The organism is Runella defluvii (assembly GCF_014195535.1).
In the GTDB taxonomy this organism is placed as follows: domain Bacteria; phylum Bacteroidota; class Bacteroidia; order Cytophagales; family Spirosomataceae; genus Runella; species Runella defluvii.
On record NZ_JACIBY010000005.1, the window covers coordinates 468,922 to 482,526 of the forward strand.

At 44.2% G+C, this 13,605-nt stretch carries 12 protein-coding genes; 8 read left to right on the forward strand and 4 right to left on the reverse strand.

The features are described 5' to 3' along the window. Positions 1–113 precede the first annotated feature (113 nt). Positions 114–956 (reverse strand): universal stress protein, encoded by an 843-nt coding sequence (locus FHS57_RS14565; RefSeq protein WP_183974801.1) that lies wholly within the window; start codon positions 954–956, stop codon positions 114–116. A 200-nt stretch (positions 957–1,156) separates the two neighbouring features. Here FHS57_RS14565 and FHS57_RS14570 point away from each other — a divergent pair, with 200 nt between their 5' ends. After that, entirely contained in the window at positions 1,157–2,392 is a 1,236-nt protein-coding gene (locus FHS57_RS14570; RefSeq protein WP_183974803.1) for an ABC transporter permease, read from the forward strand. Positions 2,393–2,579: 187 nt separating this feature from the next. Here the strand turns inward: FHS57_RS14570 and murI are convergent, their stop codons facing one another. Next, positions 2,580–3,416 (reverse strand): glutamate racemase, encoded by an 837-nt coding sequence (murI, locus tag FHS57_RS14575; RefSeq protein WP_229601348.1) that lies wholly within the window; start codon positions 3,414–3,416, stop codon positions 2,580–2,582. 78 nt (positions 3,417–3,494) lie between these two features. On the opposite strand from murI, the gene FHS57_RS14580 reads away from it, so the two are divergent. Beyond that, positions 3,495–4,802 carry an AAA family ATPase gene (locus tag FHS57_RS14580; protein ID WP_183974805.1) on the forward strand — a complete coding sequence of 436 codons (1,308 nt, stop codon included), beginning with the start codon at positions 3,495–3,497 and terminating at the stop codon, positions 4,800–4,802. Beyond that, a complete protein-coding gene (locus tag FHS57_RS14585) occupies positions 4,799–5,521 on the forward strand; it encodes an RloB family protein (protein WP_183974807.1) in 723 nt (240 codons plus the stop codon). Before FHS57_RS14580 ends, FHS57_RS14585 begins: the two co-directional genes overlap by 4 nt. Before the next feature lie 40 nt (positions 5,522–5,561). Here FHS57_RS14585 and FHS57_RS14590 read toward each other — a convergent pair whose 3' ends face one another. Next, entirely contained in the window at positions 5,562–7,967 is a 2,406-nt protein-coding gene (locus FHS57_RS14590) for an endonuclease MutS2 (RefSeq protein ID WP_183974809.1), read from the reverse strand. 181 nt (positions 7,968–8,148) lie between these two features. On the opposite strand from FHS57_RS14590, the gene hisA reads away from it, so the two are divergent. From hisA to FHS57_RS14605, 3 genes are all read left to right on the forward strand, one after another. Further along, positions 8,149–8,871 carry a 1-(5-phosphoribosyl)-5-[(5-phosphoribosylamino)methylideneamino]imidazole-4-carboxamide isomerase gene (gene hisA / locus FHS57_RS14595; RefSeq protein WP_183974811.1) on the forward strand — a complete coding sequence of 241 codons (723 nt, stop codon included), beginning with the start codon at positions 8,149–8,151 and terminating at the stop codon, positions 8,869–8,871. A gap of 315 nt (positions 8,872–9,186) precedes the next feature. Continuing rightward, a complete protein-coding gene (locus FHS57_RS14600; protein WP_028525764.1) occupies positions 9,187–9,786 on the forward strand; it encodes an RNA polymerase sigma factor in 600 nt (199 codons plus the stop codon). Further along, positions 9,761–10,000: a hypothetical protein gene (locus FHS57_RS14605; protein ID WP_028525763.1), complete on the forward strand. Its 240-nt coding sequence runs from the start codon at positions 9,761–9,763 to the stop codon at positions 9,998–10,000. The genes FHS57_RS14600 and FHS57_RS14605 overlap by 26 nt, the downstream gene beginning before the upstream one ends. A gap of 21 nt (positions 10,001–10,021) precedes the next feature. Here the strand turns inward: FHS57_RS14605 and FHS57_RS14610 are convergent, their stop codons facing one another. After that, complete coding sequence (locus FHS57_RS14610) at positions 10,022–10,747, reverse strand: lysophospholipid acyltransferase family protein (protein ID WP_183974813.1); 726 nt, start codon at positions 10,745–10,747, stop codon at positions 10,022–10,024. 70 nt (positions 10,748–10,817) lie between these two features. Here FHS57_RS14610 and FHS57_RS14615 point away from each other — a divergent pair, with 70 nt between their 5' ends. Together FHS57_RS14615 and FHS57_RS14620 are read left to right on the forward strand one after the other, a co-directional pair. Then, the gene (locus FHS57_RS14615; protein ID WP_183974815.1) at positions 10,818–11,789 is read left to right on the forward strand and encodes a zinc-dependent alcohol dehydrogenase family protein; all 972 of its coding nucleotides are present in this window, start codon (positions 10,818–10,820) and stop codon (positions 11,787–11,789) included. 112 nt (positions 11,790–11,901) lie between these two features. After that, positions 11,902–13,578, forward strand: coding sequence for an AMP-binding protein (locus FHS57_RS14620; protein WP_183974817.1), 1,677 nt, complete (start codon positions 11,902–11,904; stop codon positions 13,576–13,578). Positions 13,579–13,605: the final 27 nt, after the last annotated feature.

Here is a 13,605-nt window from a genome sequence, read left to right on the forward strand (position 1 = left end):
CTCTCATCCCGAAAAAAAGGTTTCTCAAAACCTTGCGATACTCGGTTTTGAGAAACCTCGGGCGTGGTTATAAGTAACCACTGACACAGATATGAGTAACCACTGACACTCTGCTATCGAATACTAATGCTAAGCACAGGAATATCAGAGTGATTGACGGTATCTTCCGTGATACTTCCCATAAACATGTGCGCCAATCCGCGGCGTTGGTGCGTAGCCATCACAATCAAATCGGCTTTTTGTTGGTGCGCAAAATCCAAAATTGCTTCTTCTTCATTAAATACGTCGGCATCCGACACAAACAATGTTGCTTTTCCGAGTGCCGTTGCTTTCAACAGCTCATTTTTACGCGCTTCAATCGCTGCGTTATCTTTCAAATGACTGGGATTGTTGAGGTACAACAGCGTAATTTCTCCGTGGAAAATATCTTGTAATTCGGCCAAGGCACTGAATGCTCCTTTTTGGTCTTCTTTCAAGGTCGTGGGGAACACAATTTTATTGAACGACGTCACCGCTTTAGGCACAGCCAACACAGGACATGGAGCACGACGAATTACTTTTTCGGTATTAGAGCCAATAAAAAACTCTTCCATGCCCGAAGCACCGCGTGTTCCCATCACAATCAGGTCAATGGCGTGGTCCTTTACCACTTCTTCAATTACACTGACCATTGGGCCACCAATCACGGCCGTTTCTATTTTAACCCGTGCAAACTTATCGTTGTCCGCTATCTCAGCGAGGGTCTTTTTCAAACTTTCATTCACCATATCAAGGTACTCATCCTCAATGGCTTTGTCGTACAGATAGTACTCGGCCAACGGCGTAGCTGTCACCATTTTTTCATTGGCGTGAAGCAGCATTATCGAGGCATTTGTTTTCAAAGCTATATCGGCAGCCACTTCGAGGGCATTATTGGCAAAACCAGAAAAATCGGTTGGGACTAATATCTTTTTCATTGTGCTAAGTGTTTATTGGTTTGAACTGATGCCTCAAGGTAGCTTTGTGTTCCAATGTTAAGTATGATGAATATCACGCTAACTAACTGACTTACATCAACTAACATCGAGCCTCAATAAAATATCGACAACGAATACCGTCTATCACCGCATCTATCCGTAACTTTGGTAACTCATTTTCTCTATCCGATTATACACCGATGAACCTTTTCAAGATTAGCTGGGCCAATCTCAAAGACAAAAAGCTCAATAGTTTTCTGAGTGCCTTACTCATGACGCTCGGAATTGGTATCATTTCGTTGTTGTTACTTCTCAACAAACAACTTGACGAGCAATTTCGCCGTAACATCAAAGGTATCGACATGGTTGTAGGGGCTAAAGGCAGCCCGTTGCAGCTTATTTTGTCAAGTATTTACCAAATCGACTCTCCTACGGGGAATATTTCGCTCGACGAAGCGCAAAAAATAATGCGCAATCCGCTGGTTAAAACCGCGATTCCGTTGTCGATGGGCGACAATTATCTATCGTTTCGCATCGTAGGAACCAATCCCAAATACCCTAAACATTTTGAAGCCAATGTATCGGAAGGGCGGCTTTTTGAAAAAGCGATGGAAGCAACCATCGGTGCGAAAGTAGCGCGCGTTACGGGGCTCAAAGTAGGAGATGTATTTGCAGGAGGCCACGGTTTCGACAACATGGACGACGTACATGGCGACAAAAAATACAAGGTTGTGGGGGTTTTTGAAACCAACAATTCGGTGATTGACCAGTTGATTTTGACTGATATTTCGAGCGTTTGGGCCATTCACGAACATGCCGAAACGCCAGGCCAAGGTGCCAATGTAACCAACTTGCTCATGGGTGGTGACTCTACCCAAACCGACGACCCAAGTCAAGAAATTACGAGCATGTTGATTAAATTCCGTAACCCAATGGGGATGGTGGCCTTGCCTCGTTTTATCAACGAAAATACCAAAATGCAGGCCGCTTCGGTAGCGTTTGAAATCAATCGCTTGTTTTCAATGCTCGGTGTAGGCATCGACACCCTGCGCGCTATTGCCCTGATTATCATTTTGATTGCGGGCGTGAGTGTGTTTATTTCTCTTTACAATTCGTTGAAAGAACGTAAATACGAAATGGCCTTGATGCTTTCCATGGGCGCTACCCGCACCAAGCTTTTTGTGATGCTTTTACTCGAAGGAATCATGCTTGGCGTGGCGGGCTACATAGCAGGCGTGCTGTTGAGTCGCTTAGGTTTGTGGTTGTTCAGCCGCGCTGCCGAGTCAGATTACCACTATTCTTTCTCTGATTTTAGCCTTCTCACCGAAGAAATTTGGTTGTTTGGCGGTGCTATTTTGATTGGAATTTTGGCCGCAGCCATTCCTTCCATCGGCATTTATAGCATCAATCTTTCGCGGACGTTGGCCGAAGAATAGGTTATTTTGTCTTGTCGTACCGAACGAAGAGCCAAGTAAATAATTTTATTTTTACCCGCAGAAAGCCGCTGACGAAGCGACGTATGTAGTTATTGATCCGCGTCCATCTGCGTGGATTTAATCTGCGCGCATCTGCGGGTAAATTTTAATGAAACTTAGCTAACAATGTACTAATTTCTAATTTTTCCTATTTCCCCAAATCAAGGTGAAGGCTCTTCACTTCTTGCCCAAAAAACACCGCCGATTGACGGTCAAATGCCTCCGTTGAGTCGGTTGTATAAAAGATCCGCTGCGAGTTTTTAGCACATTTTGCTTCTATTTCAGGGTGGCGATGAAGGTAGTCAGCCAAACTCGCTGCCACAATTTCTGCTTGGTTAACAATGCGGATATGAGCAGGCAAGAATTGACGTATCTTTTTGATTAACAAAGGATAATGTGTACACCCCAGCAAAACTGCATCTATATTTGGCGCTTGGCCGAGCAAGTGTTCAATGTGTTTTTTGACAAAATAATCGGCACCGTCACTGTCAAATTCTCCATTTTCTATCAACGGCACCCACATAGGGCAAGCTTCTTGGTGCACGTTTGCTTTTGGGAAAAACTTCTCAATTTCTACCAAATACGACTCCGAAGCAACCGTTCCTGCCGTGGCAAAGATACCGATGTGCTGACTCTCCGTAAACGTACCTATTACTTCCGTCGTCGGGCGAATGACGCCCAATACGCGTTTATCGGGCGCAATGTGTGGTAAATCCAGTTGTTGGATGTTCCGTAATGCTTTGGCCGAGGCCGTATTACAGGCCAAAACCACCAAGTGGCATCCCTTGGCAAACAATGCTTCTACGCACTCCAACGTGTAATGATAAACCGTATCAAACGAGCGCGTGCCATAAGGAGCACGCGCGTTATCTCCCAAATACAAATAATCGTATTGCGGTAATTGCTTGACCAATTCTTTTAAAATTGTCAACCCTCCGTACCCCGAATCAAATACCCCAATTGGCCCTTGCATGATAGATCTCATATTTTTTCAAAATTTTCAACAAAATGCAACAATAAATATATTTTTTACGTTTTTTTTGTAAAAAATATATTTATTGTTGTGGTAATTCAATTTTCTGTCAAAAACTACAAATCATTTCGGGATAAAGCTAAATTGAGCTTTCTGGCCTCTCGTTATGACAAAGACCTCGAAAATAACCTCGTCGAAATTCCTCAATTCCAGTTGAAGGTATTAAAATCTGCTGTCTTTTACGGGGCGAATGCCGCAGGAAAGAGTAAGCTTATGGATGCCATGGGCTTTATGCGACATTTCATACTACGCTCCTCGGCAGATACACAGTCTAAAGATAAAATCCCCATTATTCCATTTCGATTAAACCCCACTACGGAAAATAGCCCTTCTGAGTTTGAAATTATTTTCTTGTTTCAAGGGGAGTTGTTTCGTTATGGATTTGAAGTTACCCAAGAAAAAGTAGTGTCAGAGTGGCTTTTTCATCGCCCCAAAACCAAAGAAATTGAGCTGTTTTTTCGTGATGAACAAAACTTTGAAGCTGTGCACTCGAAATTGTTTCGGATTGGAGCACGGTTAGTGAAAGATGGCATGGTTCGGCAGAATGCCCTCCTTCTTTCGGTAGCAGCTCAATTTAACGACCCTTTGGCCTTGCGAATATTTGATTGGCTGTCTAAGTTTAATGTCATCTCAGGCTTACAAGAAGAAGGGTACGAAGGTTTTACCATAGGAAGGGTCATGAATAATGATGGAAAAAACGTCATTTTAGACTTTTTAAATGCCGCTGATTTAGGAATAAGTGATGTGAAAATTCTCAAGATAGAGCAGGAATCTGATTTGCCCGACGCTATGCCAAGCCGCCTGAAAGAAATGCTCATTCAGAAAATGAGAGAAAACGACGGGCATATCTTAGGTGGAATGAAAACCTTGCACCACAAATATGACGCTGACGGCAATCGAGTCGGAATAGCAGAATTTGAAATGGAGGAAGAATCGTCGGGGACGCAGAAATATTTTGCCCTTTCGGGTCCCATCATCGAAACCTTACAATCAGGAGATACGCTCGTGGTAGATGAGTTGGAATCCAAACTTCATCCCAATTTAGTCGCTAAAATTGTAGAACTATTCCAGTCACCCAACACCAATCCACACAATGCACAATTGATTTTTAATACGCATGACATCAACTTGTTAAGTAGTGGACTTTTGCGCCGTGACCAAATTTGGTTTGTCCAAAAAGACCGCTACGGAGCGTCGTCGGTCTATTCGTTGGCCGATTTCAAAACAGATCAAGTACGCAAAGAAGATAATTTTGAAAAGAACTACGTCAACGGTAAATACGGAGCAGTACCGTATTTAGAAGACTTTGAAGAAGCACTGACCGCCGCCGTACAATGAGTAAGCAATCCAAAGAGCATCAAGCACGGCAGGTGCACAAAGAAAAGTTACGCTCTGCCAAACGAGCCAAACGAAACGAAGCTCCTATCTTGGAGCGCGATGCGCCAATAAAGCCTCTTTTTAGAAAATTTTTGATTGTTTCCGAAGGTGTAAATACTGAGGTGTCTTATTTTCAGCAATTTAGGTTGCCTCATATAAAGGTTGTCCCCATTGGAACAGGCTACAACACCATTTCTTTGGTTGAAAAAGCCATAGAATTAGCCGCTGAACCTCAATACGCGGATTTTGAAGTATGGTGTGTGTTTGACAAAGATAGCTTTCCCAATGGACGATTTAATGAAGCTATCCGACTCGCTATTCATCACTTCGGACGAGTAGCCTACTCTAATCAAGCCTTTGAGTATTGGCTAATTCTGCATTTTGAAGACCATCAAGGCAGCGCAATGGATAGAAAGCTTTATGAGCCCAAAATCAATCAGTATCTTGCACCGCATAAACTTTTTTATGACGGCAACGGAAGTAAAAAGGTAGGTAAAGATTTCTTTGAATTAATGTTGGCCATAGACCCCAAAAACAGCAAGTCTCGCCAAGTGAACGCCATAACCCGCGCCCAAAATATTTTCAGGCAAAATACACATGAAAGTCCTGCCCTCGAAGAATCGTCCACAACGGTTTTTCAACTGATTGAGGCAATTAATGGCAAGGAGGACGCACAATGACTAACGTCAAATGCTGATTCCTCCCCGCCCACATCTTCTATTATTTCATCTGAACAATCGTCACTCCTGCTCCGCCACGGTCGGGGTGTTCGTCGGTCATTTTTCCTACTTGCTTAAACGTTTTGAGGTGATTCCGAACCAATTGCCGCAAAATACCATCGCCTTTGCCGTGCACAATTCGCAATTCGTCGTAGCCCAGCATAATGGCGTTGTTGATAAGTTCATCAAGCTCAATCATCGCCTCTTCGCCCCGTTTTCCTCGAATATCAAGGTTAAAACTAAAATTGAGCATTTTCTCGTTCATGTCAATTCCTCCGAGGCGGATTCCCGCGCTTTTTTCGCCCGTAGCTTCCTTAAATGCCTTCTTTGACACCTTTTCCAAACGGTTTAATTTTACGTTTGATTTTAGGTCACCAATCCGAATTTCGGCATCTTTCCCTTTCATCACCAACACCTCTCCTACCGTCGTTTGGCCTTTGATTCGGACAAAGCTACCAACAGTAATTTCTCCTTTTTCGGGCAAAAACTCCTCCTTTTCAGGTTCATTCACGGGCTGAAGCACGAGTTCTTTTTCCTCAAATTTCTCCAATTCTTGGCGGACTTGCTTGGTAGGTTCGCGCTCGGCTTTATTCTCTTTGATTTCCCGAATGGTGTTCTCAATACGCTGATTCGTATCGGCCAACAACTGTTTCGCTTTTTGCTTGGCGTCGTTCAGAATTTTCTTTTGGTCATTGTCTAAGCGCAATTGCAATGCCGTCGTTTCGACCAATTGCTGGGCCAATTTTCGCTCCTTAATACCTACCTCAATATTTTTTTCCGAAAAGACCTTTTTCTCAATTTCCAATTCTTTTATCAACTTCTCAAAGTTGACCTGTTGAGAACCTAACTTCCCTTTTGCCCGCTGCACGACAGCCTTGGGTAATCCAATTTTTGAGGCAATTTCAAACGCAAACGAACTCCCTGGTTTCCCAATTTCGAGTTCATAAAGTGGTTCCAAATGCTCCCCATCATAGCGCATCGCACCATTGACCAACCCCTGCGTTTTATCGGCGTAGGTTTTGAGGTTGGTATAGTGAGTATTAATAACTCCGTACGCGCCCGATTTGGTCAAATCTTCCAAAATCGCTTCGGCAATTGCTCCACCCAAACTTGGCTCGGTTCCCGTTCCAAATTCGTCAATCAAAAACAAAGTTTTCTTCTGACTAAAGTTCAAGAAGTACTTCATGTTGGTGAGGTGGCTACTGTACGTACTCAAGTCATTATCAAGGCTTTGCTCATCACCAATATCAATAAACAAGTTCTGAAAAAGCCCTATTTTAGAATCTTCTCGCATGGGCACCAACAGCCCACATTGAAACATATATTGTACTAAGCCAATGGTCTTGAGTGAAACCGATTTCCCACCTGCGTTGGGACCCGAAACGACCAAAATCCGTTGCTGTTGCGACAATTGAATGGTCAACGGCACCACCTTTCGACCTTGCTGTTGGAAAGACAAATACAACAACGGATGCCGCGCTTGCCGCCAATCAATCATGGGCTGATTCACAAACGTAGGCTGCGAAGCATCCAACAATGACGCTAGTTTAGCCTTGGCACGGATAAAATCAACCATCCCCAAAAACTGATACGCCCGCTGCAAATCGCTCAAGTGCGGACGAATTTGGTTAGCCAACTGAATCAAAATACGATTCACTTCGCGACGTTCGGCGTATTCCAACTCACGGATTTCGTTATTGGCATCCAGTACTTCGGCAGGCTCCATGAAGAGCGTTTGCCCCGTCGCTGATTCGTCGTGGACAAACCCTTTTAATTTGCGCTTGTGTTCGGCCGAAATCGGAATTACCATGCGGCCGTTACGCACCGTAAACGACACGTCATCGTTGACCCAGCCACTATTTTTGGCATGTTTGAGGATAGATTCCAATTTTTTACGCACCGTCGCCGCCTCAGAAATCAGCCGTCGCCGAATGTCCGCCAGCTCAGGCGAAGCGTTGTCGCGTACCAAGCCACGGTCATCAATAATGCGGTCGATAGAATCACTGACCGATTTCTCTACCTTCACATTCCCTGCCAACTCCCGTAAAAACGGAAAGCGGTCATCCTCTTGGTCGGCCAAAAATTTCAGCACCTGACGAATCGTACGAAGCGATAGTTTCAGGTCATAAAACTCCTCCAACGAGAGCAACATGCCTTCGATGCGAATTTTTTCGAGGGCAGATGTCACGTCCAAATAATTTTGGGCAGGAAACTCTCCCGAGGTTTCTTCCATAATCGCCTTCATTTCGGCGGTTTGGCGAGTGAGTTTATCAATGACGGCAAAATTGTCCGAAAAGCGAATCTTCTGCACAAATGCTTGCCCAAGCGGGCTCAAGCAAAGCTCTCTCAAGTGCTCACGGATACGGTCAAAACCTAATTTTTGTTCTAAATCTTGCGGGTATAACATTTCTATTTTGTCATGCTGTTCAGCACCGATTACCACTTTTCAATGCTCAAAATCTAGTGAAAAGTTCCTACAAAGGTACTCAGTATTGTTAAACCCACTTACACTCCTTAATTTTACCGCAAAAACTCACCTCTAACCTTCGTCCTGAACCTCCGAAGGTATATTTATTGACTAAGTCTTTATGTTCCATATCATTCCTGCCATTGACCTCATTGAAGGCAAGTGCGTCCGCCTCACGCAAGGCGATTACGGTCAAAAAACCATTTACAACGAAAACCCACTCGAAGTTGCCAAAGAGTTTGAAGATGCGGGCTTGACTCGCCTCCACTTGGTGGACTTGGACGGCGCCAAAGCAAAAAAAGTCGTCAACTGGAAAGTATTGGAGCGAATTGCCTCCCAAACTCAGCTTCACATCGACTTCGGCGGTGGCGTACAGTCTGACGACGACCTACGCATTGTTTTCGATTCGGGAGCAAAACAGGTAACAGGCGGTAGCATTGCCGTAAAAAATCCCGACTTATTTGAAACGTGGCTTAACCAACACGGCGGCGACAAAATGATTTTAGGTGCTGATGCCCGCAACGAACGCGTAGCCGTGAGCGGTTGGGAAGAAGGCACAGGTTTGTGGGTATATGATTTTGTGCAACAATGGGTAGAAAAAGGAGCCAAGTACACCATCAGTACCGACGTCGCCAAAGATGGGTTACTTCAAGGCCCCTCCTTTGATTTGTACAAAAACCTTCAAGAGCATTGCCCCGAGCTGAATATCATTGCCAGCGGCGGTGTAAGCAACATTGGTGACATTGAGCGTTTGGCCGAAATGAATCTTTTTGGCGTGATTGTCGGCAAAGCAATTTATGAAGGCAGAGTTACCTTGGCTGAATTAACACGCTGGGTAGCTTAGTCTAAAAACCAGTTGCTGTTACTTAGAAGAAATACGGTGTTTAAAGATTAAAAAAATTAAAATTTAAACACCTATCCTATTTTTTCTTTGATTAGTGTAATACCGACATTTATTCTGACTTCTTCTGAATAGTCGAAATTTAATTTGGTGTTACGATTACACTTTAAAAAAAATTTGGCAAACGCTTGCACAATATTTTTTTTATCATTTATCTTTGGCACAAGAATAAGACGCAAAATAAATTTCTTCATTAAAATTAAAAGGGGGACATACTATCGAAACAACGCTTTACGTTAACTAATTGTACATAAAAAAATGGAAAAGTACCAAGTTAGCGACAGTGAGCTTGTTTCATTGTACATCCAAGGCAGCGAGAAAGCCTTCGAAAAACTTGTTCAGCGTCACAAGTCAAAGATTTACACCACTATTTATTTGATTGTTAAAGATCAGTACGTAGCTGAGGATTTGATGCAAGATAGCTTCGTTAAAGCTGTGGATACCATCAAGTCTGGTAAGTATAACGATGAGGGCAAGTTTTTGCCGTGGATATTGAGAATTGCTCACAATTTGGCTATTGACCATTTTCGGCGTGATAAACGTTACCCGGAAGTAGTGTTTGAAGATGGAAGCAGTGTGTTCAATACCTTAGACTTTTCGGAAGACTCAATCGAGTCGCTCCAAATTCGTCAAGAAACACATGAACACCTCCGCGAACTGATTCAACGGTTACCCGATCCTCAGCGTCAGGTGCTTATTATGCGCCATTACGAAGACATGAGTTTTCAGGAAATTGCCGATGCCACAGGAGTGAGTATCAACACGGCTTTGGGGAGAATGCGTTACGCGCTGATTAATTTGCGAAAGCAACTCAGCAACCGCGTTCCTATATATGATACAACTGTTTACCCCAGATGATGTAATTCGGTATGTTTACGAAGAAACCACCGAAGACGAAAATGTGCTCATAGAAGATGCCCTTATCGGGGATCAAGAGTTATTAGAATTTTATCTCGATGCCCTTGAGATGAAAAGTCTGATGAACAAAATTGAACGAACGCCCTCAAACAGCGTTGTTTCCAATATTCTGGCGTATTCACAAAATTATAAGAGCAATCAATCGGTCGCCTAAAGCTTCGGTTGATTGCTTTTTTTATAGTTTGTGAGCGCCACGTAAGGCTCTATCAATGACCTCAAAGCAATTGTTTTTGAGCGTCATAACGTCTTCTTGCCCCAACCCAACTGTCACGAGTGGCTCGTGTACAATGGCTTTCATTGGATAACGAGATAGCCGAATGGGTGTCTCATCAGGCAAGATTTTATAGTTGGTCAGCAAGGTGACAGGTACTACTGGCACTTGCTGCTGAATGGCCATCTTAAATGCCCCGTCCACAAACGAGTGCATTTGAGGTGGCTTTTTTGTTTTTATTCCTCCTTCAGGATAAATCACAATGCTTCTCCCCTTGGCCAGTGTTTTTAGAGCCCGACTTAACGACCCTACGCGGCTTTGGCTGTTTTCGCGGTTGACCTGGATATGAAGTTTTTGAAACATATAGCCAAACAACGGAATATTTTTAACCCCATGTTTGCCGACGAAAGCAAAGTAGTTCTCAAGAATCACCCCCATAACCGCAATGTCAAGGTATGAAAAGTGATTGGCGCAAAACACGTATGCTTGCGCAGGGTCGGGACGAAATTGATACTCTACTTCAATTTTAATCCCCGCCAAGGGAAAAAACAGTTTACCCCACAATCGGTTTAACCAATGGGCGTACGGTTTCCACGCTTCCCGTTGAAGACAAATAAACATCAAAGGAAACAGCAACAAGAAAATCAGCATAAGCCAGAAAACACACCAAATGGTATAGAGTAGCTTCATAAAAATAAATTGACGAATATTGAACCGTAAAATTAGATTTTATTCCGTACCCATTAACCTAAAAACTCTTATGAAACGAGTCGTATTCCAACATTTTGGAAAACCTGCCGACATTCTTCACGTTGAAGAAGTGCAACCACTCACCCCTGGCCCCGACGAGGTACTGATTCGGGTATTGGCAAGCCCCATCAACCCTTCCGATATTATGTTTGTCCAAAACCTATATGGTATTCGGCCTCAGTTACCCTCAGGCGCAGGATTTGAGGGAGTTGGGGTGATTGAACAAGCAGGAACCAATGTGAAACTTAGCACTGGTACGCGCGTGAGTTTTACGGCGATTGGCGCGTGGAGCGAGTACGTTTTAACCAACTACCGCACCCTCATTCCCGTACCCGAGGCCATGTCGGACGAGGTGGCTGCCCAACTTTTTGTCAACCCATTCACGGCCGTTGCAATGGTGGAAGAATCGGGCGTAAAAGCGGGCGAATGGCTCATGATTACGGCCTGTGCTTCTGCGTTGGGCAAAATGGTGATTCAAATTTGTAAAATGAGGGGCATCAAAACCATCGGAACGGTACGCCGCAATAACCTCAACGAAGAGCTAAAAGCCCTTGGCCTCGACCAAATTATCAATACTGAAGAAGAAAACGTTCCGAAAAAAGTCCAGCAAATCACCAATCACGAAGGTGTACGCGCCGTATTGGAGTGCGTCGGTGGACATACCGCCAGCGAAGCCCTCAAATGTATGGGCCGAGGGGGTGTGATGCTGGTATATGGGTTGATGAGTTTGCAAGACCCTAGCATCAATTTTGGGCTGATGATTTTCCGCGAGCTTGTGGTCAAAGGTTTTTGGCTGACCGACTGGATGAAGCGCACCGACGCTACCACTCGCCACCGCGTTGCTGGAGAAGTGATTGAGTTGCTTGCCACGGGAAAAGTGCAGATGCCGATTGAAGCCACTTATTCATTGGACGAGGTGGCCAAAGCCGTTACCCACGCCGAAGCGCACGGGCGTTGGGGAAAAGTATTGATAAAGCCTTAAAAGAATGTGTTGAATCTTCATTTCGTTGGCAAAGAATTTTATAGTAACAAAAATCAATTTTTTATCAAAAAAATTCTATTTTTGTTACTATACCTAAATCGACTAACCAACGATGAAAGCCACCAACTCACCAACGCCAATCACTACCTTTGTTGACAATTTATACCATTGGGAAAAAGAACGTCCTCATCAAGTCTATCTTCGTCAGCCCTTTGGGGATAGTTTCAGAGATTATACATGGAAAGAAGTCGGGGATCAAGTACGGCGGGTTTCGGCCTACTTGCGCTCGCTCAACCTACCACCCCAAAGCAACATCGGGCTGGTTTCCAAAAACTGTGCCGAATGGATTATTGCCGATTTAGCGATTATGGTGGCAGGCCACGTTTCGGTCCCTTTTTATGCCACCCTTACCGCCGACCAGCTTCAGCAAGTGCTCACCCACAGTGGTTGTTCGGTTTTGTTTGTGGGTAAGCTCGACGATTGGTCAGGAATGAAAAAAGGGGTTTCTTCCGCTATTAAATGTATATCGTTTCCCACTTATAATCCTGACGCTGAACACATTCAGTGGAATGACATTTTGGCCAACCACGCCCCTATTTCCGACAATCCCACGCCTCAACCTGATGACTTGTTTTCAATCATTTATACTTCGGGGACTACAGGAAACCCCAAAGGAGTGATGGTGACGCACCGAGCGGTATCAGAGGCCGTTGGCCGAACTAAGGACATTCTTCGGTACGATGTACCTAATCCTCGTTTTTTTTCCTATTTACCTTTGTGTCACATTGCAGAGCGAAACATTATAGAAGCGACAAGTTTGGGTACGGGCGGAACGGTTTATTTTGCCGAATCGCTTGATACTTTTGCCAAAAACTTAGCAGCGGCGAGCCCAGCCCATTTTTTGGCGGTACCCCGTATTTGGACCAAATTTCAGTTGGGTATTTTGGCCAAAATGCCGCAGAAAAAACTAGATATGCTGCTCAAAATCCCAGTATTGAGTGGTATTGTCAAGAAAAAAATCAGGAAAGGGCTTGGGCTCAATGAAGCTCAGTTGGTGCTTACGGGTGCGGCACCGATGCCAATTTCCTTGATTCGTTGGTTTAGGCGGTTGGGAATTACCATTCAGGAAGCCTACGGGATGACCGAAAACTTAGGGGCGGTGTGCATGATGCCCCACGATAACCCCAAAGATGGGAGTGTAGGAAAAATTTACCCAGGCATGGAGGTCGTCATTGCGGAAGGTACGGGCGAAATTCTAACTCGTTCGCCTTGGAATATGCTGGGTTATTACCGTGAACCGTCCCTCACGGCCGACACCATTGACTCAGAAGGATGGATTCATACGGGCGATGTGGGCGAAGTCGATGAAGATGGATACCTCAAAATTACGGGTCGGGTCAAAGAAATGTATAAAACGTCGAAGGGAGAATATGTAGCACCTTCACAGATAGAATTTGGCTTTGCCGACAACAAAATGATTGAGCAAATTTGTGTTGTAGGACAAAACTTACCGCAGCCCATTGCCCTCGTTGTTTTATCAGAAATGGCCCAAAAATTTGACAAAGACACCATTAATCAAAGCCTAAATTCAACCCTTTCTGACCTCAATCCTCGCCTAAAAACATACGAAAGAGTGCAAAAAATAGTCATCATAAAGGGCACTTGGACGGTCGATAATAATATGCTTACTCCCACAATGAAGACAAAAAGAAACGTTATTGAAAAAAATTATGCCCCAATGATGGAGCCTTGGTACGAAACCAAAGAAAGTATAATTTGGGAATCATAACAGAGTACTCTACTAAATGGCACGATT